General features: G+C 56.6%; 11 protein-coding genes. 7 read left to right on the plus strand and 4 right to left on the minus strand.

The features are described from left to right. Positions 1-142 precede the first annotated feature (142 nt). The gene (metH, locus tag PPTH39_RS02785; RefSeq protein ID WP_095020030.1) at positions 143-3,853 is read left to right on the plus strand and encodes a methionine synthase; all 3,711 of its coding nucleotides are present in this window, start codon (positions 143-145) and stop codon (positions 3,851-3,853) included. Between the two features lie 95 nt (positions 3,854-3,948). Here metH and PPTH39_RS02790 read toward each other — a convergent pair whose 3' ends face one another. After that, positions 3,949-10,470 (minus strand): NEL-type E3 ubiquitin ligase domain-containing protein, encoded by a 6,522-nt coding sequence (locus tag PPTH39_RS02790; RefSeq protein ID WP_130871552.1) that lies wholly within the window; start codon positions 10,468-10,470, stop codon positions 3,949-3,951. A 145-nt stretch (positions 10,471-10,615) separates the two neighbouring features. On the opposite strand from PPTH39_RS02790, the gene PPTH39_RS02795 reads away from it, so the two are divergent. From PPTH39_RS02795 to PPTH39_RS02805, 3 genes are all read left to right on the plus strand, one after another. Further along, positions 10,616-10,834 (plus strand): DUF2970 domain-containing protein, encoded by a 219-nt coding sequence (locus PPTH39_RS02795; RefSeq protein ID WP_095000403.1) that lies wholly within the window; start codon positions 10,616-10,618, stop codon positions 10,832-10,834. Between the two features lie 527 nt (positions 10,835-11,361). Beyond that, positions 11,362-13,020, plus strand: a complete 1,659-nt coding sequence (locus PPTH39_RS02800) for a nitrite/sulfite reductase (protein WP_016781107.1) — start codon at positions 11,362-11,364, stop codon at positions 13,018-13,020. Continuing rightward, entirely contained in the window at positions 13,004-13,498 is a 495-nt protein-coding gene (locus PPTH39_RS02805; protein WP_095000404.1) for a DUF934 domain-containing protein, read from the plus strand. The genes PPTH39_RS02800 and PPTH39_RS02805 overlap by 17 nt, the downstream gene beginning before the upstream one ends. A 55-nt stretch (positions 13,499-13,553) precedes the next feature. On the opposite strand, the gene PPTH39_RS23655 is transcribed toward PPTH39_RS02805, so the two are convergent. From PPTH39_RS23655 to sohB, 3 genes are all read right to left on the minus strand, one after another. After that, positions 13,554-16,547 carry an NEL-type E3 ubiquitin ligase domain-containing protein gene (locus tag PPTH39_RS23655; RefSeq protein WP_232527595.1) on the minus strand — a complete coding sequence of 998 codons (2,994 nt, stop codon included), beginning with the start codon at positions 16,545-16,547 and terminating at the stop codon, positions 13,554-13,556. Then, positions 16,508-18,649, minus strand: coding sequence for a dermonecrotic toxin domain-containing protein (locus tag PPTH39_RS23660; protein ID WP_232527596.1), 2,142 nt, complete (start codon positions 18,647-18,649; stop codon positions 16,508-16,510). The genes PPTH39_RS23655 and PPTH39_RS23660 overlap by 40 nt, the downstream gene beginning before the upstream one ends. Before the next feature lie 179 nt (positions 18,650-18,828). Beyond that, a complete protein-coding gene (gene sohB, locus PPTH39_RS02815; RefSeq protein ID WP_095000406.1) occupies positions 18,829-19,848 on the minus strand; it encodes a protease SohB in 1,020 nt (339 codons plus the stop codon). A gap of 207 nt (positions 19,849-20,055) precedes the next feature. Here sohB and PPTH39_RS02820 point away from each other — a divergent pair, with 207 nt between their 5' ends. The 3 genes from PPTH39_RS02820 to PPTH39_RS02830 all read left to right on the plus strand — a co-directional run bounded on the left by PPTH39_RS02820 (position 20,056) and on the right by PPTH39_RS02830 (position 22,407). After that, positions 20,056-20,766 (plus strand): histidine phosphatase family protein, encoded by a 711-nt coding sequence (locus tag PPTH39_RS02820; protein WP_130871553.1) that lies wholly within the window; start codon positions 20,056-20,058, stop codon positions 20,764-20,766. A gap of 57 nt (positions 20,767-20,823) precedes the next feature. Further along, positions 20,824-21,138: an SCP2 sterol-binding domain-containing protein gene (locus PPTH39_RS02825; protein WP_095000408.1), complete on the plus strand. Its 315-nt coding sequence runs from the start codon at positions 20,824-20,826 to the stop codon at positions 21,136-21,138. Between the two features lie 201 nt (positions 21,139-21,339). Next, entirely contained in the window at positions 21,340-22,407 is a 1,068-nt protein-coding gene (locus tag PPTH39_RS02830; RefSeq protein ID WP_130871554.1) for a phosphotransferase family protein, read from the plus strand. The last annotated feature ends 2 nt before the right edge of the window (positions 22,408-22,409 follow it).

Below are 22,409 nucleotides of genomic sequence, written 5' to 3' on the forward strand. Positions count from 1 at the left end.
TGATATCAAAAATATGTCGCGATTCTACCTGTCGAACAAACGTCGGAACATGAATCAAATTCATGTAAAACAGCAGACGCTCAAATCCCACGCAGGTTTGTTATGATTTCGCATCTTTTGCATGGCTCTAACAGGTAGTCCTATGTCTGACCGCAGCGCTCGTCTCCAAGCACTTCAGCAAGCCCTCAAAGAGCGCATTCTGATTCTCGATGGCGGCATGGGCACTATGATCCAAAGCTACCGTCTAGAGGAACACGACTATCGTGGCACACGCTTCGCCGACTGGCCGAGCGACGTCAAGGGTAACAACGACCTTCTGGTGCTCACCCGCCCCGACGTGATCGGCTCGATTGAAAAGGCCTATCTGGATGCCGGTGCCGATATTCTCGAAACCAACACCTTCAATGCTACCCAGGTTTCCCAGGCCGACTACGGCATGCAGGCACTGGCCTACGAGCTAAACGTAGAAGGCGCCCGCCTGGCGCGCAAGGTGGCTGATGCCAAAACGCTGGAAACCCCGGACAAACCACGCTTTGTTGCCGGTGTACTGGGCCCGACCAGCCGCACCTGCTCGCTGTCCCCGGACGTAAACAACCCCGGCTACCGCAACGTGACTTTCGATGAGCTGGTGGAGAACTACACCGAAGCCACCAAAGGCCTGATCGAAGGCGGCGCCGACCTGATCCTGATCGAGACCATCTTCGACACCCTCAATGCCAAGGCCGCGATTTTCGCCGTACAGGGCGTTTTCGAAGAGCTGGGTGTCGAGTTGCCGATCATGATTTCCGGCACCATTACCGACGCCTCCGGGCGTACCCTGTCGGGCCAGACCACCGAAGCGTTCTGGAACTCGGTGGCCCACGCCAAACCGATTTCCGTGGGTTTGAACTGCGCCCTGGGTGCCAGCGAACTGCGTCCGTACCTCGAAGAGCTGTCGAACAAGGCCAGCACCTACGTCTCGGCGCACCCCAACGCCGGCCTGCCCAACGAATTCGGCGAGTACGACGAACTGCCGGCGGAAACCGCCAAGGTCATTGAAGAGTTCGCCCAGAGCGGTTTCCTCAACATTGTCGGCGGTTGCTGCGGCACCACGCCGGGGCATATCCAGGCCATCGCCAACGCCGTAGCCGGTTATGCTCCGCGCCCGATCCCGGACATTCCAAAGGCCTGCCGTCTCTCCGGGCTTGAACCGTTCACCATCGATCGCAGCTCGTTGTTCGTCAACGTCGGCGAGCGAACCAACATCACCGGCTCTGCCCGCTTCGCCCGGCTGATCCGCGAAGACAACTACACCGAAGCCCTGGAAGTGGCCCTGCAACAGGTTGAAGCCGGTGCGCAGATCATCGATATCAACATGGACGAGGGCATGCTGGACTCGAAGAAGGCCATGGTGACCTTCCTCAACCTGATCGCCGGCGAGCCGGATATCAGCCGCGTACCGATCATGATCGACTCCTCCAAGTGGGAAGTGATCGAAGCGGGCCTCAAGTGCATCCAGGGCAAGGGCATCGTCAACTCGATCAGCATGAAAGAAGGCGTCGAGCAGTTCATTCATCACGCCAAACTGTGCAAGCGCTATGGTGCCGCCGTGGTGGTGATGGCTTTCGACGAAGCCGGCCAGGCCGACACCGAGGCGCGCAAAAAAGAAATCTGCAAACGCTCCTACGACATTCTGGTCAACGAAGTGGGCTTCCCGCCGGAAGACATCATTTTCGACCCGAACATCTTTGCCGTGGCCACCGGCATTGAAGAACACAACAACTACGCTGTGGACTTCATCAATGCCTGTGCCTATATCCGCGACGAACTGCCCTATGCCCTGACCTCGGGCGGTGTATCCAACGTATCGTTCTCGTTCCGTGGCAACAACCCGGTTCGTGAGGCGATCCACTCGGTGTTCCTGCTGTATGCGATCCGCAACGGCCTGACCATGGGTATCGTCAACGCCGGCCAGCTGGAAATCTATGACCAGATCCCGGCCGAGTTGCGCGATGCCGTGGAAGACGTGGTGCTCAACCGTACCCCGGATGCCACCGACAACCTGCTGGCGATTGCCGACAAGTACAAGGGCGATGGCAGCGTCAAGGAAGCCGAAACCGAAGAGTGGCGCAGCTGGGACGTCAACAAGCGTCTGGAACATGCACTGGTCAAGGGCATTACTACCCATATCGTTGAAGACACCGAAGAGTCGCGCCTGTCGTTCAAGCGCCCGATCGAAGTGATCGAAGGCCCGCTGATGTCGGGCATGAACATCGTCGGCGACCTGTTCGGTGCGGGCAAAATGTTCCTGCCCCAGGTGGTCAAGTCTGCCCGCGTGATGAAACAGGCCGTAGCCCACTTGATCCCGTTTATCGAACTGGAAAAAGGCGACAAACCGGAAGCCAAGGGCAAGATCCTGATGGCCACGGTCAAGGGCGACGTGCATGACATCGGCAAGAATATTGTCGGCGTGGTGCTTGGCTGTAACGGCTACGACATCGTTGACCTGGGCGTGATGGTGCCGGCAGAGAAAATCCTGCAGGTAGCCAAAGAGCAGAAGTGCGACATTATCGGCCTTTCCGGCCTGATCACGCCGTCGCTGGATGAAATGGTGCATGTTGCCCGCGAGATGCAGCGTCAGAACTTCCACTTGCCACTGATGATCGGCGGTGCGACTACATCCAAGGCGCACACCGCAGTCAAGATCGAACCCAAGTATCAGAACGATGCCGTGATCTATGTCACCGACGCTTCTCGCGCCGTGGGCGTGGCCACGCAATTGCTGTCCAAGGAACTGAAACCGGCCTTTGTTCAGAAAACCCGCGAAGAGTACGTTGAGGTCCGCGAACGCACCGCCAATCGTAGTGCCCGCACCGAGCGCCTGAGCTACCCGGCATCGATCGCCAAAAAACCGCAGTTCGACTGGGCCGGCTACCAGCCGGTCAAACCGACCTTCACCGGTGCCAAGGTACTGGACAATATCGACCTCAAGGTACTGGCCGAGTACATCGACTGGACGCCGTTCTTTATTTCCTGGGACCTGGCTGGAAAATTCCCGCGCATCCTCACCGACGAAGTCGTCGGCGAAGCAGCCACGGCGCTGTATGCCGATGCCCAGGAAATGCTCAAAAAACTGATCGACGAGAAGCTGATCAGCGCCCGGGCAGTGTTCGGTTTCTGGCCGGCCAATCAGGTTAACGATGACGATTTGGAACTGTACGGTGACGATGGCCAGCCATTGGCCAAACTGCATCACTTGCGCCAGCAGATCATCAAGACCGACGGCAAGCCGAACTTCTCCCTGGCCGACTTTGTCGCGCCCAAGGACAGCGGCGTGACCGACTACGTGGGCGGTTTTATCACTACCGCAGGCATCGGTGCCGAAGAAGTGGCCAAGGCGTATCAGGACGCGGGGGACGACTACAACTCGATCATGGTCAAGGCCCTGGCCGATCGTCTCGCCGAGGCCTGCGCAGAGTGGCTGCACCAGCAGGTGCGGACCCACTACTGGGGCTACGCCAAGGATGAGCAGTTGGCCAATGAAGAGCTGATCAAGGAGCAATACAGCGGTATCCGCCCTGCTCCCGGCTACCCGGCTTGCCCGGACCACACCGAGAAAGCCACCCTGTTCAAGCTGCTGGATCCGGAGGCCGAAGAGATGCGTGCGGGCAAAAGCGGCGTGTTCCTGACCGAGCACTACGCCATGTTCCCGGCGGCAGCGGTTAGCGGCTGGTACTTCGCACATCCGCAAGCGCAGTACTTTGCGGTGGGCAAGGTCGACAAGGACCAGATCGAAAGCTACACGGCGCGCAAAGGGCAAGATTTGAGCGTGACCGAGCGCTGGCTGGCGCCAAACCTGGGGTATGACAACTAACAGGTAGCAACGCTTCCGACACCCTGCAGTCGCTGCCGGATGCGATCGATGACCAATCGATCGCAATGTCCGGCAACGACGACAGTCACTATGGGTTAATCAGGCTGCGTGGACAGCGTTGCGAGAACCTCTCCCGAGAGACGCTCACGCAAAAGTTGCTCTTCGCTGCGCTTGCGCTCATCCAGAGCGCCGAGCTCCTGTTGATACACCTCCCCGAGATCGGCATGTCGGTCTTCCAGCGCTTTATGCTCCACTTCAAAACGCTCCTCCAGGGCCAGGAATTCCTCTGGATACTGGCGCTTGAGGTAATTGATCCAGTAGCCCTGCAGGATCAACTGCTCCATAAAGGCCGGCGAATTTTCGGCTGCCTTTATTTTCAAATAAGCACTTTCAATCTCTTGCTCAGTGACTTTCGCCGCATGGCTGTATTGCATGCCCCTGGGCTGCGCAGGCAGGTCGAGGCGCTCGCTCAGGCTAATGCGATAGGCCAGTCGAACCTCCGCAGCGTCCGCTCCACGGCGTGATTGATAGGCAAATTGCGCGACCTCCTCCACTTGCCCCAAGCGAAACAGGCGCCGGCCCAGCTCGAGCAACGCAGGCCCTTCCTGGCCAGCCACCACTGAGCGCAGGGCATTGAACTCAAACACCTTCACTTCCAGATCGCTGAACAGCAGGATCCGACCATCGCCACAGGTCACATCGGAATGACCGATGATAAATAGCTCGTCGCGTAACTGGCTATCGGATGCAGCTGCCTGCAGCACATTCCAGACCCGCCGGGTCAGGCCCGGTCTGTCCTGGATATAGTCCTGGGTGAATTGCAGCTGATCCAGCAAATAGAACAGCCCCCTGCTCTCCTTTTGCGCCAGCAGGTCGTCCCAGATCACTGGCCTCGGCGAGCCTTGCGGCTCCCCCACACACCAGCGGGCCTTTTGCTCGGCCAGTTGCTCGGGTGTCAGGTGCTCCAGATGATCGAGGTTTTCGTCGACACCAGCGGCCCCGTACTCAGGCTCATCACTGCTGAGCGAACCGTTATCGGAGAAGGCCAGGCCGTCTTCAATGTCCTCAAGGGAGCATCCGAGGTCATTGCCCGAAAAGCTCCTGTAGTCTCTTAAGGTTGCATAGCCTGATGTGGAGAGCAGGTTATGGGACAAATCAGTATGAGCCATCAATGCGTCGTTATCGCCCTCAAACAGCTCAACAGGGATCGTATCGATCTGGTTGTTGCTCAGGTTGAGGGTTCTGAGGGTCGGGGTTGTGAGTACCCGGGTCGGCCAGCGCACCAGCCTGTTCCCCCTCAGGTTCAGGGTTTGCAATTCGCTCATGCCAGTAAGGTCAAATGTGTCGAGCCTGTTGTAGCTCAGATCCAGCCATTCCAGGTGCGCCAGTGATTGCAACTGGCGACTCAAGCCCTCCTCGTCCTGCAAGCGGTTGTGGGCAGCCTCCAGCCGGGTGAGGTTTTCAAGCGAGCCGATTCCCTCCGGCAAACGGGTCAGCTCATTATTATTGAGGTGCAAGGTACGCAAGCCGGGAAATTCGCGGATAAACCCTTGCGAGCCCCCGGCAGTAATGCGTACACCGCTGAGGTTCAGTGTGGTGATATGAGTCTGGGACACATTCAGCGGCGGTATATCCCCCAGGCACAGGTCCGAGAAGTCCAGGGTATGCACAGACTCGGGCTGCGCCGTTGTGACGGTCTCCAGCCCATCGCGCCAGGCCTGCATGATCCTGTCAGCCGCACGCCTGCGATCGACGGCACTGACCCAGCGTCCGCTTTCCCTGTGGCCCGGAATATTGATCCAGCCATTCAGGCGCTGGACCAGAGCGTCGTATTGGTGATTCCACTCGGCAAGCCGGGCGTCGATTTCCAGCACACCCATGCCACGGGCCTGCATCTGTTCAAGGTATTGCACTGCATCATGCAGGCTCAGATCGGGATGGACCCTTTGCAGCAGGGTGGTGCGGTTCAATTCCGGGGCACCGGGCTGAAATATCGGTGCGGGGCTCAACAAGACTTCATCCGTCTTCAATACTGGAGCGGCCGCCAACAACAGGTCAGGCCTGTCAGCGACAATGGCAGGGAAAAACTCGGGCGTTCCCCCGGTCCTGCGTGCTGCCAGTAATCCGATCGCTATATTGGCTGCCGTGTCGCGTCCCGAACGCTGGGCATAAGCCCGCAAATCGGCACAGCTTTGCGCATCCAGCTGGCAACCATTCAACTTCACCCCCTGCATCAGTGCCTCATGACCCACGAGAGCCGTCGCAGGGACCGTCCTGATTGCGCTGTTGCTCATATCCAGAAACCGCAACCTGGGTAGATCAAAAACCCCGGCTGGCCAGCTGCGAATGGCTGTATGACTGAGATCAAGCGACTCCAGCTTGGTCAGCGCCCCGATATCCAGCGCTGTCACCCGGTTGCCCTGCAGATTCAAGCGCACGAGCCCACGCAGGCCACTCAACTGCATCTGCAACGAGGGGCTCATCACCAACTCGTTGTGCGCCAGGTTGAGGTCTGTAAGCTGGCGCAAATCACCCAGAGCATTTGGCAGCAAATCCAGGCCGTTGCGGCTCAGGTCCAACTCCCGGAGCTGGCCGAACGCCTGCAGAAATCGATCCATTTCCTCGCCAGCCACCTCCAGTTCGCTCAAATTAAGGCGATGGACATGGGCAAACGCCTGCCCCCCCGGCACAGGTGGCAGGGAACTGATTATTTCGTCTGCCAGATCCAGCTCCTGATTTACAGTACTGACCCGCCAGGAAGGCCCGGCGCCAGCATCCTCCAACCCCAGTCGGGGTGAAATTCCAGCACGCCAGCAGCGCTGAATCTTGTCAGCCGCTTGCCTGCGCAACAGCGTTTGCGTCGTCTCAGGATCCTGAGATACCCAGGCCTCCAGAGCCTCGGCAAACCTGTAGTGCTCTTCATGCAAGCCGTTAACGCGCCGCATCAGCTCAGCCACGGCTTGTTCGTCAAGGGACCAACGCGTAATTACCGTACTGGCAAACAGTCGGTCATGGGGCATGAAACGGGTCAGGCAACCTGTGCAGTAAGCGATTGTCCATTTCTCCAGATCCACCGTTCGCACAGGATGGGTACGCAGGCGCTCGTAGGCTCTCATGGCCGTTGACGGCTCAATGCCTGACCAATCCAGAAGCAAGCCCGCCCATAACTGCTGATGTCCGGTGAACAGCTCATCGGGCAACGTTGTTATCGAGGTTCCAAACAGGTCCAGGGTTTCAAGATCAGTCAGATCGAACAGGCCTGCTGGCCACTGAACAAGTCGTCCTTTGACCTGCAATTGCCGCAGCCGCGGCCAGCCACTGACATCCAGCGTTTCCAGTGCCCCCTGCACAGACAGGCATTCGATCTGCCCAAGGGTTGTCAGCCGGTCCATGAACTCACGGGTCAAGCCCTGCCAGTCGGCTTCCAGTGACAGCTCGCTGACCGTGGGCAACTGCGCCAATGCATCGGCAACGGGCATCATCTGTGATCGCTGAAGGCTTATTTCCAGGCGCTCCACACTGGGGAAGCGCTTAACGAATCCGGCATCGGGCTCGCTCACCATCAGGTCGGCGCTCAGCCGCAATGTCCGCACATGGGAAAAGTCAGCGTCCAGTACAGGAAATTCACTCGCCCAGCTAAGGTCAAATTCAAGATCCAGATAAGCAAAAGGTTCAATACGACTCAGTACACCCTCCCGCCAACAACCTACCAGCCGGTCAGCCGTCAAGCGCCGCATCCGTTGGTTAAAGGGCCCGCTGGCTGTGCTCGACCACAGTTCCAGTGTGCTACGCAATGTGTCCAGCTCACGTTGGCGACTGGCTAGAAAATCGAAGATATGCTGGGCAGACTCTCCATCGTCGATGCGCTTGCGCACATAGGCCTCGGCCTGTTCGTCGCTGATTTGCGGGCAAATATCGCGCACACGGCTTATCAACGACGGACTCACGTCAAAGGCTGCCCCTTTGCCAGACAAGGCATAGCCGATCCGACCATTGATTCTCTGCAAGGCGGGTCTTGCTGCCACAGGATGCAATTTCAGCGTGCGGGCCATTTCCCTGCGATGCGAAGTGGCGTAGCGAGCCACTGCAGCCGGGCTGACGACGTTTTGACTGGCGCTCAGGTGCAACATTGCCTCAATGGCCAGACGCTCACTGTCGAGATTCGCCAGCCCCGGCACATACAAGCCGGCCAGCGCCCGGTTCAAACGGCCCTGTTGCGCGTACTCACGCGCCAGCCGGTCCAGCCGCCTCGACCCCCGACCTGTCCGGCGCAGGCGTGCCACATCATTCTCACCGGCAAGCTCAAGCACTTCCTGAGCCGCAGACTCAGACAGCATGGGAAATCGTCGACGTACTAATTCGACATTGGCTTGAGCCGTCCGGCCTGTGCCGGTCAGACGGGCAAGCAGTGCGTGCTTGCCCGCTCTTGTGCCATCGACCAGCATGCCCAGCTCCCGCTCAACCCGCCATTGTTGCAATGTGTCCCTCAACAAAGCAGGCACGGGCAGGCAGTCCACATGCACCCTGCGCAAGGTTTCGTCACTGACAGCACTGATGTCGCCGATCTGCCCCAGTTCTTCATCATCGAACATGCGGGTCACGTGCCCCAGTCGACGCAGCAAGGTCGGGCGCTCCCATTGCAAGGGCTGTTCATGCTCGAGACGCCAGGCTCCTTCATGGTTATGCATGAGGATTGGCTGATAAGCATTTTCGTCGCTCGGATGCTTTATCCTCCAGGCATTAAGCTGCTGATCGAAGGCCTGCTCGTAGAACTGCCGGCCCACCTGGACCCAGGTTTTGCCGTCTGCCCGATACTGGCCCAGAGCATTGGGCTCAAGCCGCTGATTGAGCGGCAACTGGCATTGATAGGCCTCGATTTCGGGCCGCCACAGACGGGTTTCACCGTTGGGCAGGACGATTTGCCTGAACCTGTCGATCCCGGCGGGGTCAGTCGCCAACCTGCCACTGGCTAAGTGGCCTGCAACCCCTGTTGCACCACTCAGCACGATATTCAGCGCAACGGACTCCACATGCGACCAGGCATCCTCGACATCGCCTGCCTGCCACGACTCGATGCCCTGGTAGATGTCCATACTCATCTGTAGAGCCATCACTGCCATCATGACCTCCCCTGCACCGGGGATTAAAAACGCTGCCACATTCAACACATCAAGACCAAGGCCAAGGTAGTCATCAAGACGCTGCTGCAAGCGCTTGCTGTCGGCATCGGCTGTGGGCACTGCAAGTGCCCGGGCATTGGCTTTGAGCCTGTCCAGATGAAGGGTATTGAGGGCCGTGAACAGCCCTGCTGATGACGTTTCGATGCTTACCAGCTCCAGCTTCAGGTCCACCTCATCAACATAATCTGCTGGCTCGATACCTCTCGGATCAGGCGTGGTCTTGTACAACTGATGATTCAATCGCTGCAAAAAAAGTGCGCCGTTCCCTTGGGGGACCAGACTGGCAAACAGCTGCTGATACGCGGGCAGACGCAAATTCAGACCCAGCTCATACTGAAATGCTTCCAGCGAGGGGTATTCTTTGAGTGCCGAGAACGGTGCCCCCGGGATATAGACCACCACGGGCTCAACCTCAGGTTTTTTCATCAGCGGCACACCGCTCAATCCGGTGCGCTCCCATTCCAGAACCGGCCACCTGGAACGATCCGGGCCGATAATCAACACCTCGTCCAAGACCTGGCCATAGAGCTGGAGCTGGCTGAACACTACAGGTTTTGCATATAACGACACGCGCGGGTGCTCCTCCAGCAACGCACTGATCATGGCAAAACCAGAGTCAGTGATATGCCGTTGCAGCAGTGCCCGATGCAAGCGTACGGCCAGCAGTGCTTTTTGCGCCCGGATCATTAGGGCGCGCACCGCTGGTGGAGCAAAAACCGCCTGCAGATGGGCCTGGTACTGCTGCCCCAAATCCAGGGATCTGCACAGCTGTGAGAACACTTCGGGTGACATGGGTAATGTTTCGCGGTAAGCAAAACCGGGAACCGGCCGAAGACTTTCCCACTCCTGTCGGAATCTGTGTGCCACGACCCCAGAACCATGCACCAGGGTGTCCGACACAATGGCCAGTTGATCAGGGCCCTTGTCTGGCTGGAACCGTTCGACAGGCAAAGCGCCCTGCGGCGCCAACGCGCTAAGTTGTCCTGCGACCCTTTGGGAAAAATCTTCACTGCCGTCAAAGTTGAGCAAGGCAGCCTGTAACAGGCTGTGTTGGCGCACGGGCTGATTGCGGCGCAGATAAAACAGCCGGTCTGTGTTGACGTCCATTGCCCGGCCTTGGCCAAGGTGACTGTGCAATGCCTCCTGCAAGCGGGGCTCGGCAAACTGGGTGATCCCCTGCAGGCCTTTCAGTGCCCTGGCCAAGGCCTGATTGGCAGCCCGGCTGCGAGCCTGGCTGTCGAGCAGGGCCTGACGCAGCCACCGTGGTGCGCGGCCGAGCCCATCGGCTGCTCCAGCCTCTGAAGCATGCGCCGGAAACAATCCCGGCTTGAGGCGTTTGATATCTGCCACAGCGCTGTGTTTGACCCAGGCGGGTATTCTGGATTTTATGAAGGCTGCGTGGGGCCCCGGCCCCGAGACAATGTACGAACTTTCCATGACCGGCTTCTTCCTGAAACGCATGTGAGTGAGCGCCTCAGTACAACCGACAGTGCCCGGGCATGGGTGGTAGATAGTTAATGGGCCTTGAAGTTGACTACGCTATGGGATGTAGCCGTTCCAACCTCAGACAGCCGAGGCATCTATGAACGATCCTGCCGACAACAAGCCGCCGAGCTTCTGGCAAATGCTGCACAGCGTCATGGCCGCTGCCTTTGGCGTGCAAAGCGGAAAAAACAGGACTCGGGATTTTTCCCACGGTAAAGCCTCCCACTTCCTTATCATGGGGCTGTTATTTACCTTGGTGTTTGCCTTGACCCTGTACGGGATCGTCACGCTGGTGGTTCATCTGGCGGGGGTTTAGGGAGGCAAATTGGCAGCGCGTACCTGAGTGCCGGGCACGCGAAGGCCTGGGGGGGCCATGCACAACGTTGGCATTGTTGAGCATGCCAACGGCAGCGAAGGCGGCACCAGGTAATGTCGACAAGCTCTTTAGCGGCTACATCCGCCTCATCAGCCTCGACCTTGCACGCTTGCTACTGGTGGCTGACCCAGTACACGGCAGTAGAAACCACCAGAATGATCAGAAAGAAAATGGCCCATGCATCGACCTTGCTGTCGCTTTTACGCGCTTTGACTGGAGTACTCATCGCATCGCCTTTTTTCGGTTTTATGGGTGATTGCTTGAAGTCCTTAAAACAGTTAAGTCCAGCAATGCCCTTCCCACAAGTAAGGGATTGAGAATCAAACGCTTATAGTCGTTTTGGTTCTTTGCATATGCTTAAACATCACTTTTGCGCATAACTACAAACTGGTATCGTGCCCCGCTCCTTGGGGAGTGCGCGGCCGTGCGCGCAGATAAGCTGTTAGCAGCCTGAGAACAGGACCTATATGTACGTATATGACGAGTACGATCAGCAGATCATCGAGGACCGCGTCAAGCAGTTCCGGGATCAGACCCGACGCTATCTGGCAGGTGAGCTGAGCGAAGAAGAGTTCCGCCCCCTGCGCCTGCAAAATGGCCTTTATGTTCAACGCTTTGCCCCAATGCTGCGGGTCGCTGTGCCTTATGGCCAGTTGACTTCGCGTCAGGCGCGAATGATGGCCAAAATCGCTCGTGACTATGACAAGGGCTATGCCCACATCAGTACCCGCCAGAACGTGCAATTCAACTGGCCTGCGCTGGAAGACATCCCGGACATCCTGGAAGAACTGGCCACCGTGCAGATGCACGCCATTCAGACCAGCGGCAACTGCCTGCGCAACGTCACCACCGACCAGTTCGCCGGTGTTGCGGCGGATGAACTGATCGATTCGCGCCCTTGGTGCGAAATCGTGCGTCAGTGGACGACTTTCCACCCGGAATTCGCCTACCTGCCACGCAAATTCAAAATTGCAATCAACGGTTCGACATCTGACCGTGCAGCCATTGAAGTGCATGACATCGGCCTGGAGCCGGTGCTCAACGACGCCGGCGAAGTGGGCTTCCGTGTACTGGTAGGTGGCGGCCTGGGCCGTACCCCGGTAATCGGTGCCTTCATCAATGAGTTCCTGCCATGGCAAGACCTTCTTAGTTATCTCGAAGCCATCCTGCGGGTTTACAACCGCTATGGCCGTCGTGACAACAAGTACAAGGCGCGGATCAAGATTCTGGTCAAGGCGCTGACGCCTGAAGTGTTCGCCGAGCGTGTTGAGGCCGAAATGGTTCACTTGCGCGGCGGTTCGAACACCCTGACCGAAGCCGAAGTGCAGCGTATCGCCAAGCACTTCGTCGATCCTGACTACAAAGCCCTGCCTGACTTCGGCGCCGAACTGGCCGAACTCGACAAGCAGCACCCGGGTTTTGCCCGTTGGCGCGTACGCAACACGTTGGCCCACAAAAAACCGGGCTATGTCGCCGTTACTTTGTCGCTCAAACCTACAGGTGTAGCCCCGGGCGATGTGACCGACAAGCAGTGGGATGCCATCGCCGACATGGCCGACCGTTACAGCTTTGGCCAACTGCGTACTTCCCACGAGCAGAACATTATCCTGGCCGATGTCGAAGAGAGCCAGCTGTTCACCATGTGGGGCGAGTTGCGCGAAAATGGGTTCGCCACGCCCAACATCGGTTTGCTGACCGACATGATCTGCTGCCCTGGTGGTGACTTCTGCTCCCTGGCCAACGCCAAGTCGATCCCGATTGCCGAATCGATCCAGCGCCGTTTTGAAAACCTGGACTACCTGTTCGACATTGGCGAACTGGACCTGAACATTTCTGGTTGCATGAACGCCTGTGGTCACCACCACGTCGGGCATATCGGTATTCTCGGCGTAGATAAAAAAGGCGCCGAGTTCTATCAGGTATCCCTGGGTGGCAGTGCCAGCCGTGATGCCAGTCTCGGCAAGATTCTGGGCCCGTCCTTTGCCCAGGACGCCATGCCGGATGTGATTGAAAAGCTGATCGACGTCTATGTTGAAAAACGTACCGAAGACGAACGTTTTATCGATACCTACCAGCGTATCGGCATTGACCCTTTCAAGGAGCGCGTCTATGCAGCGAATAATTAAGAACAACCAGGTCATCGATGAAACCTGGCACTTGCTGCCCAAGGAAACCAGCTTTGACGAAATCTCCAATTGCGACGACCTGATCGTGCCTTTGGTGATGTGGCGCGAACACGGCCACGCACTCAAGGCCCGCGACGGCGGCCTGGGCGTGTGGCTGGACAGCGACGAAGAAGCTGAAGAGCTGGGCGAGGACGTGGCGAACTTTCAGGTTATTGCCCTGAACTTCCCGGCTTTCACTGATGGCCGCAGTTATTCCAACGCCCGTTTGCTGCGTGACCGCTATGGTTATAAAGGCGAACTTCGCGCCATTGGCGATGTTCTGCGCGACCAGTTGTTCTATCTGCATCGCTGTGGCTTTGACGCATTCGCCATCCGTGCCGATAAAGACCCTTACGAAGCGCTGGAAGGCCTCAAGGACTTCTCGGTGACCTACCAGTCTTCAACCGACGAGCCGATGCCGCTGTTCCGTCGTCGCTGATGCTGTGGCTGGCCCTGGTTACCCAGGGCCAGCGCCTGCATAACCCTGCGCAGGGTCAAGATTGCTCCTGCTCGAAAGGGTGTTTTTCAACTTCTTCACGGGTCAACTGGCTGATCAGTTCTTGCCTGGCCAGCAAACGACTTTCCCCTACAGCTTGGGTTTTCGACACATACTCCTGACTGGACAGCCTCTCCCTAGCCAGGTAAAGCCCCTGCATGCGTTCATGCAGCGGTGAGTCAACCGACTGAAAATGCTCGGGGTATTTCTTCTCCAGAAAGCGCTCCCAGAACCCCTGCTTTTCAATGTAAGCAATCCTCGCTTGCGCTGTATCCTCAGTCAAAACATACAGCTTGGCGGCTTCAAGCTGCTCGAGCGTGACATTGGCGACTCTTTCAAAAATCATGCTCTTGGGCCGCGCCGGCAAGCCAAGGTCAGCAGCCAGTTTGACCTGATAAAACATCTGTATCTCCAGCGGATCAACCTTTGCAATTCGCGCCTGCAAATCAGCCGGGCTGAGCCTCTGCGCCAGACGCAGCGCTTGTGCCGAACCCAAACGATAGGCCACACCCTGTTGTTCCTCCGCCGTCATGTTCGCCAAGGGCTCAGATGCAAAATCCGGGCTGACCTCATCGATCAAGCCCTGCAATTGGCGCACGTACTCTGATTGCTCGGCATGGACTGCAGCAATTCGCGCCTCAACAACCCCCTGTACATGTTTATCCAGCAGTTCGATCCGCAGAAGTCCTTGTGCCAGTTGCAGCAGCTCTGCTTCGGCATTGACCGAGCTTTGCGCAATAAAGATCCGGTAACGAAGTTCAAGATCCGAAAAAATCATCGGAATCCCATCGGCGCAGGTATTGGGATTGGCTGAAACCTCAAACAGCTGGTTACGTAATTCGCTGAAATCGTGCATGGCATTGAGAACTTGCCAGACCCGTTGGCTTAAACTTTCACGTCCATGCAAATACTGGGAGGACGCACTGAGGTCTTCCAGCACGCGAAAAAAATCACTCGACCCGGCGATATCCCTCAAGCTGTTCCATACACGCGTCTCTGAGAACGTTGGCCGGGACGCCCAGTGAAAGATGCCGCGTACCTGGTCAACATGCCGACGTCGCGGAGCAATACCAAAACTGATGCCGTACTCTCGCCGATAATTCTCAAGGCGGCGTAACGAGTCGGCACTCAAAGGATTGTCATGCAGGTGAGTAACACTATTGATCGCTGTTCTGCCAGGTGACAAAACCTCCAGTGGAATGCGACTAATATTGTTGTCACGCATATCCAGGGTCTGCAGGTGGCTGAGCGACTCAACCCCTTCAGGCCAAGTCAGCAGACCACTGTAGCGTAGATACAAACGCTCAAGGTCAACCATGCGAGTCACCGAAATACGCCTGCCCAAGGGATTTCCCGTTAAATTCAAAGATTTCAACCGGGTCAGTCCCGCCAGAGCCGAAGCGGTTCGCCCGCTCAATACAATATGATTGTCCTGCAAGTTCAAGTTGACCAATTCGGACATACCGGCAATTTCCACGGGCAACTCACTGAGCTGGTTACTTTTCAGGGACAGGATGCGTAAGTTGGGAAACTTTTCCAAAAATGAACCGGGAAACTTTCCATTGGGTGAGTTGCTCAAGTGCAGTGCACTGACATGGGAAAAATCTGCCGATATCTCAGGCAAGCAATCAACTGGCCAACTATTGAGGTTCAGCACATATCCGGTGTGCTCACCCACGCTCACGGTTGCAGTCTGTCGGCGCCAGACATGGAGCAAAGCCTGGCTGATTGCACGCTTGTCCTGGGTCGTCACCAGTACCCGCGGGCCATTGCGCCGCTGACTCCAGACCGGCGAGTCCACCCAGCGCTCAAGATCGCTACGCAAGGTTTGAAGTTCGGCCTTGAACCTGGCCAGTACCCGGGTGGTCAACGCAGGTGAAAGTTCAAGATGGTATAAAAACTGGCTGACCGTTTCCTCACTCATCAACGGAAAAAGATCCATCACAAGATCCTTTATCACCAATGGCCTGCTCGCTTGCGCGGCATGGCCTGAGCGACCGCTGAGCCTGTAGCCTGCCCGCCCATCGGCCAGGCGCATGGGCGATTTGAACCAGGGTTTAACCTGCTGCATCCCCAGCGCATTGGCACTTTGCGCGCGATGACCGGCCGCATGGGATGCAATTTTCCAGCTTAAAAACACCCCCGGGTCAGTGTCGGGAAGCCCAAGCGACATACGCGCGGAAGACGGCAAGGCTTTGGCCACACATCTGCAAAGATAAGGGCTGCTGTATATATCATCTGTCGCGAGGCCCAAAAAATGGTACTCGCCCGCGCTTTTAAAAATCTCCTGGCTGTATCTGGACAACGGATTACCTACGGAGCTCAGTACTTGACCTGTGGCTCTGTCGCGCAATAGCAAGCGCTGACTGGGTGGCCAATCAGGCAAGTGGGTAAGGGTTTGCCATGCCAATGTATTGCTATCAACGTTACTTAGAGCCTCGAAATAGAGTCCCTCCAGTGCCCGGTTCAAACGCAATACCTGCGTGTAGCTGCGCGCCTCTTCCAGGATATGCAGCGGCAGGCGCCCGGTGCTCTGCACTGTTGCCATTTCGGCCGGGGCAAGTTGATCCATCAACTCGCCCATCACACTTGCCGGCAAACTCGGAAACTGTTTTTGCAACAGCTCCATCCGGGCTGTCACCACCTCGCCCCGTTTATACAGATGCGAGAACAGGTCAGACTTTGTAGCTTGGGCAAAGCGACCCAACTGGCGCGCCAATGCCTGTTCCTGTTGCTCAAGGCCATCGACAGATTGCCCCAACAAAACCTCGATTTGCGCCGAGGAGAAGGACTCCAGCGTGGTCTTGAGCAATTCTGCGTTCTTGATCTGGGCTTCGGTAACTTGCAGGCGGGGATGCGTAGACTCCACTTCAGGCCCGTACTCCATGACCATGGACCCGCGCATGTTCACCACGCGTAAAACTCTGTCCGCAGGCCAGCCCTCAAGACGAGTCAACAGCTCCAGTTGCAATTGCGCAGTATCGGTAGACACTTTGCCCCCTGCTGCATTTGTACGATGAAGCGTTCGATCATTTGACTCAACTGCACGCGCCTCATGCTGTCTGCCAACGCAGGAGGTGGCGGCAGGTTATCCATGTGCAGCCTGCGCAACGCATCATCACTGGTATTGGATGCAGCCAGCACACGCTCGACCATAGCGTCCGATAACCCTTGGGCCGCAGGGCCCAACCGACGGAACAACTGCATACGCGACATTTGTATCGGATCATCGAGTTCATGCACCCACGCACCGCTGCCGTTATGCCTGACGCGTGGTGTGTAGGTGTACGGCTCGGTTGGGTGCTGGATATGACACCTTTGTGTCGCAGTATCGATTTTGACCTGATACACCTTGTCTTCCAGCTTGATAAACTGCTTGTTACCCATGCTATAGAGCCCTCGCGCATCGGGCTCGGCATCACCCAGCGCAAGGTTTGGGTATTGGTAGGGCCTGAGATCCGGCCGCCACAATCGTTTTTGACCTTTAACTGACGTGACTGCAACCAGTGCATCCACGACCGGCGATGGCCTGAGTGCTTTTGCCGCTGCAGTGCTGCTGGCAGCCAGCGCAAAATTCTCGGCAACATCGAACAAGTACTCCAGCGCGGCGGCCCGGTCTCCCCGCTGCCACGCCTTGATACCGTCATACACCTCAACCCCCAGTTGCATGACACTGGTTACCAGCAAGATCTCACCCAGAACCGGGACAAAACCCAACGCAACCATCAACAAGCTCACCCCCAGATTCAAGAAAGAGGCCTGACGTGCCAAACGACTTTTAGAGTCTTCATCTTCCGTGGGGACGATCAGCAACCTGGCATCATCTTTAATCTTGGCCAGCTGCAGCCCCCAGGCAATCAAAAATGGATCGTCAAACTTGGGCAGATGCCGGGTTTCGGACATCAATGCAGGTTCATTGATGATCGGTGGGCGGCGTAACAACAACGAATCCCAGGTTATATTTTTCAAGTCCGTGCGCCGCATAAACTCGGCGCGGTAACGCAAGGGAACCAAGTGAAAGAAATACGTGGCAAAGACGTTATTTTTTAACCACTCGCGCAGCGTCGCCTTTAATAAATCAAACGACTCGAATTCGTGAAACGCCGTGCCGGAACTGTTCGGCAAATAAAGTATGCAGGGCTGCGCCTCTTCGGCCGGTTTTCTCTGCGGCCAAAAAACAATAACTCCGGGAACCTCAAAGCCCATGATTTGAAGCGTGCTATGACCTGAGTGAATATACGAAAAGAGAGCACCCGGCGGAATCAAAAAATTCAATATATAGTTATATGATTGTGTCGTGACCTCCGCCTTCATATAGGCCACATGCAAGGCGCAGGCAAATTCCTGGCGCAGATTCTGCACAAATACAGCTTGCAACTTATACGCCTTTGAATTGGCATTGTCGGCAGGCCAATTATCATCCGCCGGTTCAAACACACGCGTCAAATGCCATTGATATTGCATGCCCAGGTTCAGGTCACGGCAGATCTGCGCAAAACCTTCGGGCTTTAATTCGGCCTGTTCAATCTGCTGCGTACCTCTGAGTGCATAAATGCACGACCCCTGGTCGAAGCCGCCTTCAACAGCCTCAAAAGCCTCATAGTTCTGCAACGCTGCCTGCAGCAGGCTGTGATGACTGACGCTCGATACCAGGTTCAGCTCCAATGACTCAGGTGTGAACTTCTCGGGCAAGGCAAGCTGGATCAGAGAATCAACTAGCCTGAATTGTTGCCGAGCAAAAAACAGCAACAGATTACTCAACAAGCGAACCTGTTTTATGCCATACCTCTTGGGGTCAGCATCTGTCCAGCCACGTGCCTTCAGCGCCTCCTTGAGCAACGGCTCGGCGAACGACTCTATCGGCTTGATTTGGGCCAGCACGCGCGCGACCTCGCGCTGAGCCATTTGCCCTAATTTGAAACTGTTAAGTAATCTTTCGCGCAACATCGGCGACGCATATTTAAACCAAGGTGCAAGCAACCCCGCAATATAGGTTTCGTGCTGGTTTTCAACCGGCACATTCGCCAATCGACGGGCATAGTCGACAACGGATCGTTCAGACTCTGATAACGGATAACTAATAGCATCGGTCATGGTAAAGGCTCGATAGGGATTCGTGCCTTCAGCTTATAGACAACACTAAAAAATAGTCGGCTGAATACTTGATAAAGAATCAGGTTATTTATTAAAAAACATGTTTTAAACGATAATTAACTACCGCACCAGACACAGACGCAGGCGCTGTTGTAAAACTTACAACAGCGCCTGACTAATCACCAGAAACGTGATTGGGTCAAACGACTCCACAATGAGTCAACAACATGTTCCGCCGAACTGCTGGCAGCCAGCCCCACACGCTCCTGCAAACTTTTGCGCTGGGCATAGTGCAGGTGATACAGCTGTGCATTCGCGGCCCGCTCGGACAAATACTCATCGCTGGTTTTCAATTCGTCGACCAGCTGTTTATCGACCGCAGCAACGCCCAGCCACACTTCGCCGGTCGCCACTTCATCAATCGCCAGCTGCGGGCGGTACTTGGACACGAAGTTCTTGAACAGCTGATGGGTGATATCCAGGTCCTGCTGGAACTTTTCACGACCTTTTTCAGTGTTTTCGCCAAATACCGTAAGCGTTCGCTTGTACTCGCCCGCCGTCAGCACTTCATAATCAATGTCGTGCTTTTTGAGCAGGCGATTGACGTTGGGCAACTGCGCCACCACACCGATGGAACCCAGAATTGCAAACGGTGCACTGATAATCTTCTGGCCGATACAAGCCATCATGTAGCCACCGCTGGCAGCAACTTTATCGATGCAGATCGTCAGCGGAATGCCTGCCTGACGGATACGTGCCAATTGCGACGACGCAAGGCCATAGCTGTGCACCATGCCACCACCACTTTCCAGACGCAGCACCACTTCGTCAGTCGGCCTGGCCAGGGTCAGCAAGGCAGTAATTTCATGGCGCAGGCTTTCTGTCGCCGAGGCCTTGATATCACCGTGAAAATCCAGCACGAAGACATTTGCCTTGGTTTCTGGCTGTTTTTTCAGTTTTTTGTCGGCCTTGGCAGTCTGCTTGCGCAGTGCCTTGAACTGGTCTTTGGACAGCAGCGATTGCTCCAGGCGTTCACGCAGGCCCTTGTAGAAATCATTGAGCTTGGTGACCTGCAATTGCCCGGTAGAACGGCGCCCTTTGCCACGCAATGCAGCAACAGTCACCAGCACCACCACAATGGCGACCACCAGAGTCACTGTTTTAGCCAGAAAACTGGCGTACTCGGCAAGAAATTCCACAGCCTCTCCTTGAAAACGATTGCAGCCCGAGGGTCAGGGCCGCGCAATGACAACCAGCATACCGACGCCAACCGGGGCCTGCCAGCCGTGAAACACCTTGATCAGGGGCATTGGCAGCAATTCAAACAAGCGTATGTTTTTTCATTGACAGCCACTTGCCATCCTCCTAACCTCGCCTGACTTTCAGTGCTCAGGAATGACGCGCACGTGGGCAGCATCTATTTGATCAGACATGGCCAGGCCTCCTTTGGTGCAGATGACTACGACAAGTTGTCACCACTGGGCGTGCACCAGGCGCAAATTGCCGGTAAGCATCTGGCCGAACTGGATTTGCGCTTTGACCGTTGCCTGGCCGGTGATCTGACACGTCAGCAAGACACCGCACGCCATGCCCTGGCACAACTGCACGCCGCCGGGCTGCCCGCCCCTACACTGGAAACAGACGCTGCCTTCAACGAATTCGATGCTTACGCCATCCTTGATGCCCTGCTTCCCGGCTTGCTGCCGGACGAGCCAGAGGCCCTAACGGCGATGAACAATGCCGCCCACAATCCGGCCGAGTTCCAGCGCATTTTCGAACTGATCATCGAGCGCTGGCTCAGTGGCACTTACGATACCCCTGGACTGGAAACCTGGCTGGGCTTTGTCGAACGGGTGCAGGGCGGACTGAACCGCCTGCTCGACCTTGCCAAGGGCCAGCAGAACATTGTCGTGTTCACTTCTGCAGGCACCATTACGGCCCTGGTCCACCTATTGACCCGAATTCCGGCCACCGATGCCTTCAAGCTCGGCTGGCAAATCGTCAATACCTCGCTCAGCCAGCTCAAGTTTCATGGCCGCGAGGTCACCCTGGCTTCCTTCAACAGTCATGTGCATTTGCAACTGTTGAAGACGCCGTCACTCATCACCTATCGTTGAGCGTCGGCAACCGCGGCCTTCGGGCCGCCGTACTCCACCCTATATAAGGATCGAACCATGACTTCTGTAGCTGATGCCGTTCAAGCAATGAAAGCCAAATTCAACCCAGCCGCTGCTGCAGGCCTGGACCTGGTTTTTGGTTTCCGCATCGATGAAGATAAACACTTCTCGCTGATCGTTAAAGACAGCACTTGTGAACTCAAAGAAGGTGAAAACCCTGACGCCCAGGTCACCCTGGTGATGGACGGCGAGACCCTGGAAGGCATCGTTAGCGGCGAAACCGATGGCATGCAGGCATTTATGGGCGGCAAACTGCGCGCTGAAGGCGACATGATGCTGGCCATGAAACTGAGCGAGCTGTTCCCGGCCTAAGCCACACGCAGCACCGAAAACCGAAGCCCACGCGCTTCGGTTTTTTTTGCCCTGCGGTTTATTGAGGCAGTGGCCATCAAAGACGCTGATCCCCTGCTAACAGCCCTGCCTATTAAGGCAGCAGCCAACTTGTCGAGACCCGGGCCGCCCATTAGATTAGCGAATGTTGTCAGGCCTCAACTATAAACAGAAGAGATAAACATGGCGCTTACCGACTCGTCCACCCGCATCCGCACCGGCGAAGAACTCGACGCCAGCCGCATTGACCCTTACCTCAAGGCAAATATTCCTGGCCTTGTGGGGGAACCTGCGATCAGCCAGTTCCCCGGCGGCGCCTCGAACCTGACTTACCTGATTGAATACCCGGGTCGAGAGCTGGTACTGCGCCGCCCGCCCTTTGGCCAAAAGGCCAAATCGGCGCACGACATGGGCCGCGAGTTTCGCATCCTCAATCAGCTCAAGGACGCCTTCCCCTACTGCCCCAGGGCCTACGCCCACTGCTCCGACGAAAGTCTGATCGGCTCCGAGTTCTATGTCATGGAACGGGTCAGGGGCATCATCCTGCGCTCGGATCTGCCGCAGGAACTGGCATTGGGCGCCGACGCCAGCAAAACCCTGTGCAAGAGCTTTATCGACAAACTGGTCGAGTTGCATCGCGTTGACTACAACGCTTGCGGCCTGGCCGATCTGGGTAAGCCGCAAGGCTACGTGCAGCGCCAGATCAGCGGCTGGAGCGAGCGCTACGAAAAGGCCCTGACCCCGGATGCACCCCATTGGCACGCAGTAAAAGACTGGCTGCACGCCAAAATGCCAGCCGACTACCCGACCCCGGCTATCGTTCACAACGACTACCGCTTTGATAATGTGATCCTAGATCCCGCCAACCCGATGCAGATCATCGGCGTGCTGGACTGGGAGCTGACTACGCTGGGTGATCCGCTGATGGACCTGGGCAACACCCTCGCCTACTGGATCGAGGCGGATGACCCAGCACCGGTGCAACTGATGCGGCGCCAGCCGAGCAACGCTCCGGGTATGTTGACCCGCCGCGAATTTGTGGATTACTACGCCGAGCGTTCCGGGATTCAGATAGACAACTACGATTTCTACTACACCTACGGCCTGTTTCGTCTGGCGGGTATCGTTCAACAGATCTACTACCGCTACTACCACGGCCAGACCGCAGACAAACGTTTTGCCCAGTTCATACAAATGAACGCGCTGCTGGAGCAGATGAGCCTCAACGTCATTCGCCGCTCCAGCCTCTAAGC

This window comes from Pseudomonas bubulae (assembly GCF_900618535.1).
GTDB classification, from domain to species: Bacteria; Pseudomonadota; Gammaproteobacteria; order Pseudomonadales; family Pseudomonadaceae; genus Aquipseudomonas; species Aquipseudomonas bubulae.

Excerpts from the sequence above, each read along its gene's own strand:
- PPTH39_RS02825 (WP_095000408.1), top strand. The coding sequence starts at position 20,824 with ATGACTTCTGTAGCTGATGCCGTTCAAGCAATGAAAGCCAAATTCAAC.
- metH (WP_095020030.1), top strand. The coding sequence starts at position 143 with ATGTCTGACCGCAGCGCTCGTCTCCAAGCACTTCAGCAAGCCCTCAAA.
- PPTH39_RS23660 (WP_232527596.1), bottom strand. The coding sequence starts at position 18,649 with ATGACCGATGCTATTAGTTATCCGTTATCAGAGTCTGAACGATCCGTT.
- PPTH39_RS02830 (WP_130871554.1), top strand. The coding sequence starts at position 21,340 with ATGGCGCTTACCGACTCGTCCACCCGCATCCGCACCGGCGAAGAACTC.
- PPTH39_RS02795 (WP_095000403.1), top strand. The coding sequence starts at position 10,616 with ATGAACGATCCTGCCGACAACAAGCCGCCGAGCTTCTGGCAAATGCTG.
- PPTH39_RS02790 (WP_130871552.1), bottom strand. The coding sequence starts at position 10,470 with ATGGAAAGTTCGTACATTGTCTCGGGGCCGGGGCCCCACGCAGCCTTC.
- PPTH39_RS02805 (WP_095000404.1), top strand. The coding sequence starts at position 13,004 with ATGCAGCGAATAATTAAGAACAACCAGGTCATCGATGAAACCTGGCAC.
- PPTH39_RS02800 (WP_016781107.1), top strand. The coding sequence starts at position 11,362 with ATGTACGTATATGACGAGTACGATCAGCAGATCATCGAGGACCGCGTC.